Annotated in this window: 4 protein-coding genes; 3 read left to right on the forward strand and 1 reads right to left on the reverse strand. The window is 45.5% G+C overall.

Annotated elements, in window-relative coordinates; all coding sequences use genetic code 11:
- The 3 genes from GPK88_RS17165 to GPK88_RS17175 form a co-directional block, all read left to right on the forward strand.
- A partial coding sequence (locus GPK88_RS17165; protein WP_215708072.1) for a sensor histidine kinase occupies positions 1-561 on the forward strand: 561 nt, incomplete at its 5' end.
- A gap of 177 nt (positions 562-738) precedes the next feature.
- Positions 739-1,404 carry an ABC transporter ATP-binding protein gene (locus GPK88_RS17170; RefSeq protein ID WP_117596801.1) on the forward strand — a complete coding sequence of 222 codons (666 nt, stop codon included), beginning with the start codon at positions 739-741 and terminating at the stop codon, positions 1,402-1,404.
- A gap of 14 nt (positions 1,405-1,418) precedes the next feature.
- On the forward strand, positions 1,419-3,833 hold the full coding sequence (locus tag GPK88_RS17175) for an ABC transporter permease (protein ID WP_173705777.1): 2,415 nt from the start codon (positions 1,419-1,421) through the stop codon (positions 3,831-3,833).
- A gap of 19 nt (positions 3,834-3,852) precedes the next feature.
- Here the strand turns inward: GPK88_RS17175 and GPK88_RS17180 are convergent, their stop codons facing one another.
- Positions 3,853-4,893, reverse strand: coding sequence for a DUF6076 domain-containing protein (locus tag GPK88_RS17180; protein ID WP_117457311.1), 1,041 nt, complete (start codon positions 4,891-4,893; stop codon positions 3,853-3,855).
- Between the last annotated feature and the right edge of the window lie 276 nt (positions 4,894-5,169).

Raw genomic sequence — 5,169 nt, forward strand, 5'->3', positions numbered from 1 at the left:
GAGCGCACCGACTTTATCCGGGGAATCCGCAGCCAGACGGATAAGCTGGACTTTCTCTTTCAGGCCCTTGTGAAAACCTCCCGTCTGGAAACAGGCGTGATCCAGTTGGACAAGAAACCGGGTCGCCTCTTTGATACCGTGGCGCAGGCCATGAGTGGGATCGTGTATGCAGCGGAGAAAAAGGAAATCGCCGTGTCTGTGGACTGCCCGGAGGATTTGACCGTTTCCCATGACAGCAAGTGGACATCCGAAGCCCTCTTTAACCTGCTGGACAATGCGGTGAAGTACACCCCGGCGGGAGGGAAAATCGCTGTGTCGGTGGTGCTGTGGGAAATGTATGTGGAGATCAAAGTGACCGACACCGGCAAGGGCATTTCCGAAAGCAATCAGGCTGCCATCTTCCGGCGCTTCTATCGTGAGGAAGAAGTACACGAACAGCAGGGCGTGGGCATTGGCCTGTATCTGGCCCGCGAGATCGTAACGCGACAGGGCGGCTATATCAAAGTGGTTTCGGAGCCGGGCAAGGGTTCAGAATTTTCCATTATGCTGCCTACAAAATAGAACGCGGCGGACGTCCATTCCCGGCTGCCCGCCGTAAATTTTTTTGAAATGTCCGAGCGTTGTAACATTTCACCCCGATTTTCAATGAAATTTTTTGGCCGCTGTAACATTTCGCGGACATTTGGGTTTTATAATACCTTTATCAACAGGCAAGAAGCCTTGAAAGGAGTTTTGAATATGAGCGTTTTACAGACTATTGACCTGAAAAAGTATTATGGCACAAAGCCGAACATTACCCGCGCCCTTGACGGTGTGAACTTCTCCGTGGAGGACGGCGAGTTTGTGGCTATTGTGGGAACATCTGGCAGCGGCAAATCCACCTTACTTCACATGATGGGAGGGCTGGACACACCCACTTCCGGCAATGTGATTGTCCGGGACAAAGAACTGTCGAAAATGAACGATGAACAGCTTACTATCTTCCGCCGCCGCAACATCGGCTTTATCTTTCAGAACTATAACCTTGTTCCCATCCTGAATGTGTATGAGAACATCGTCCTGCCGGTGGAGCTGGACGGGGACACGGTGGATCAGAAGTTTTTGGACGAGATCGTTCACCTGCTGGGGCTGGAAGATAAACTGAAAAATATGCCAAATAATCTATCCGGCGGTCAGCAACAGCGAGTAGCGATTGCTCGTGCCCTGATTACCAAACCGGCTATTGTGTTGGCCGATGAACCGACCGGCAACCTTGACAGCAAGACCAGCGCCGAGGTGCTGGGGCTAATCAAGCGCACCAGTGCAGAGTTCCGGCAAACCGTAGTGATGATTACACACAACAACGACATTGCCCGCCTTGCAGATCGGATTATCCGCATTGAGGACGGCAAGATTGTGGAATAAGGAGGTGGCAGACTATGACATGGCCTTTTGAGAATGATACAAGTGCCATTGTAAAAAAATTGGCAGGTAGGAGTATGCAAGCGGATAAGAGAAACAAGGCATTTCTGCTTTTGACAATCGCCATCTCTGTCTGTATGGTTTTTTCGATTCTCCTAATATCAACAGGCACACAAGAGAAATTCAAGAACACACAGAGGAATAAAGCGCAGATTGGCATTTTGGGAGTTACGGACGAACAAACGGCTCAGCTGCGTCAAAACGGAAATATTACGTGGGTTGGCGAATATTCCGCTCTAGGTGTGTTTTATGTTGAAAATAAAACAATCACTGTTGCTTATGGAAATGAAGATTATTTTTTACATCAGGAAGAAATAACTTTTCAGGGAAGTGTGCCGCAGAAAGCGGATGAGATTATGCTCCCCCAGAACTACCTTGATTTTTTAGGAAAATCCTATCAGGCTGGCGATACAATTTCTATTGACCTGACTGGAACAGGACAGGAAGCAGAATATACACTTTCAGGTGTTTTGAATAATACGAAAGAAAGCAACGGATATTTTATTTATGTTAGTAAAGAGCTTGCCCGAGATCTGGCAAAAGATTCTTTTCAGGTTACAGCATATACGCGGTTGAATACAGACGCCATAAGCTCCACGGCTATTCTTGATTTTGCCGGCAAAGCAATACAAAATACAGGCATTGTCGAGGAACAGGTAATGCTTACAGAATATTCTGCTGTTATGTCGGGTGTGATAACATCGGGTATTCCGATTCCAGTACCACTACTGGCGGCGTTGACGGCTATTTTGGCGGCAACGATTGTCTATGGTGTTTTTTACACAAAGATTGTAAAAAATGTTCAGATGTTTGGGCAACTGCGGACAGTTGGCATGACAAAAAGGCAGATTAAACGGATGGCAAGTAAAGAGGGACGTTTATATGCCTTAGCTGGTATTCCTTTGGGGCTTGTCATTGGTGTACTGATTGGATTTATTGGCTGTCCTGATGGATTCCGGCTAAAAACAACAGTTATTTATGCTGTACTGATTGCCGCAGTAGCCTTTGTAACAGTGAATATTGCCATTTTTAAGCCTGTCCGAGTAGCAATGAATACTTCCCCGGTAGAGGGTGCTAAATACCTTGCGTATGCTGGAAAGGCAAAAAGCAGCTCAAAACTGCATCGGAAACTTACGCCGTTTAATCTGGCGAAAATAAATATACAAAGAAACAAACAAAAGGCAGTCCTGACGCTTTTAATGCTTGGAGTAAGCGGGGCTCTTTTACTGGTTACTTCTACGGTTGCTGGTTCTATTGATCCAGCAAAACAGGCAAGTTTCAAATATTATCCTGCCGGTAACATTCTTATACAAATAAGAAATACAGTGGGCAGCTCTTTCGATAACGAAGCGGAGCCATACGGAAGCGTAAAATTGCAACTGGAAGAAAATCCACTTGAAGATCAGGCATTGATGCAGGAATTAGAAAAGGTAGATGGGATAGAAAAAATCACCGCATTTGACAGCGTTTATATGACAGCTACTTTTTCGGGCGGAAGTGGTTCTATCACGAGCATTTCAGACTTCTTTCCAACCTTAAATCGGGAACAGACAGAAGAAAAGCAGGCGGTGTTATCCTCTGGAACAGCAGATTACGACGATATGGTTGAGAAAAATGGAATATTGGTTGCAGAAGATATAGCACAAGTTGGCGATACTTTGAAGATTGAGGGCAGAGCTTTTGATGGTAGAACCTTTGATGTGGAAGCCGTTGTTGTAGGCACATACAATAGGTCTGATTTAATGGAGGATAGCCCGGTTGTTCCCGGAAGCCCCTACTTCATTATGACTTATGACACAGCAAAGAAGCTGACAGGGATAACGGAACAGACGGGAATTCTGGCAGTTAAAAATTCAGAGGGATGTTTTGATGAAGTTTTGACCGCAGTTCAGAAGATTGCGGATAAAAATGGAAAAATAGAAGTAAATACGATTGAACAAACGATTAAAAATATTCAGTATCGATACAGTGCATCTATAAATGCTCTATATATGACTTCTGCTATTCTGTTCGTCTTTGGAAGTATCAGCCTTACGAATATGCTTATGGTTGATTTTCAGAATAGAAAGCGTGAATTCGGTTTGCTTGAAGCTGTTGGAACAACACGGCAACAGTTGAAAGCAATGCTGGATAGGGAGATGGGAATTTACCTCGGAGGTTCGTTGGTAATAGCTCTTGTATTTGGAAGCATTTTAAGTGTAATTGTTTGTAGACGATTGGATGCGGTAAACCATTGCATTACGTTGGTATTGCCGTGGCTGTTTCTACTGGCGTTAGTCGTTGTTTTAGCAGTTATATATTTGATTTTCACTGCATACGCAAAATCCGAGTTGAAGAAAACAAGCATCTTGTCTGCCATAAGGGAGGAATGATCTTTTGTATAGACATCACTTAAAAGGTAGTTAATTTCAAAATAATATCACTCTGTTGATACAGCCAGTCCGTAAATTCTTTCGGGCTGGCTGTTCCTGTTTTTACAGCCTTTTTTCTCTGTAATGCTTCTTTCTTAAAGTCGGCAAAGGCAGCCTGTATTTTTTCCAGACGGTCAGCCGGAAAGCCTGCGGTATTTTTTACCCGGTTTATTTTGTTGCGCCAGTTCTGGCATTCATTTTTATAAAGCAGGTCATAGTTATTTTCTCTTGCCCTCTCGTCAAATTCCCGCTTGTTTTGAAGCGCCTGTGCTTTGCGGCACTTATCGCTGCACAGCTCATACCGCTGGCTCTTTGCCAGAAAATATTTCCCACAGACCTTGCACTGTCGGAAGCAAAGCCCCCAGTCATTCAGCCTGTTCAGATAATAGGTAATCAACGGGTAGAGGGACGCATAGGCAGACACACATTCTTCTGTGCGCCGGTTGTCCGGGAACCAGAGGTCAAGCCGGGTATCTTCTGACGGTGCGCCTTTGAAATAAAGGCTGCCAGCTTGAAAATGTTTCGGTTTTCCTGTCTCCCTGTCAAAGCTCATGGCTTCGTTATGGAATACCCCGGTCAGGCTGCTCATTTTATCCATGAAGCGGTCACAGGCAGCGTTACGGTCACGGGGTTCTCTGGCAAGCAGATAGCTGTTCCAGATACGGAACGCCACATACATTTTCAGAGGGTCATTGCTAAGATATTTTCCCCAGAGAAATTCGCTTGCCGCCTGCTCCAGCTCCGGCTGTTTCCATCGGTTGGAGTGGAGGGCTTGCCGCAGTGGAGAAAGCCCGTATAAGTTCCAATCTCTGTCCGTGTCACGCTCAAAGTTTATCAAAAAAGTTCCCAGTGGGCGTGTCATATCACAAAGCACCTCTGTGTTTTGGCTCCCGTTCAGACGGAAGCGAATCTGCTGTTCTTCCCCAATCAAAATCCGCTCTTTCATTTTCTTCCTGTCCAGCGTCAGGACAAACAAAATCCTCTCAAAACATGGCTCATGCCGTATAAACTGATTCTCCATCCCTATCCCTTGCCTTTTCTTATGGTAATTATATAATTCAGTTATATCCGTTACACTCATGGTATCGCAGAAGTATTGTTTTGTCAAGGATAGTCCGCTATGATGATTGCAGTTGGTAATTTCGTACCATACAGTACCTTGACAAGTGAATGACCGTCCAAAAGGGATATGACCGGCAGGAGAAGTGACGCATCCAGCGCACCAATGCAGGGAAACACCGCAGGAATGGGGCAGGAAAACGGCTTTTGGGGAGAACGGCAGCAGGAAGCATTTTAA

The organism is Blautia sp. MCC269 (genome assembly GCF_018785655.1).
Taxonomy (GTDB): Bacteria; Bacillota; Clostridia; order Lachnospirales; family Lachnospiraceae; genus Blautia_A.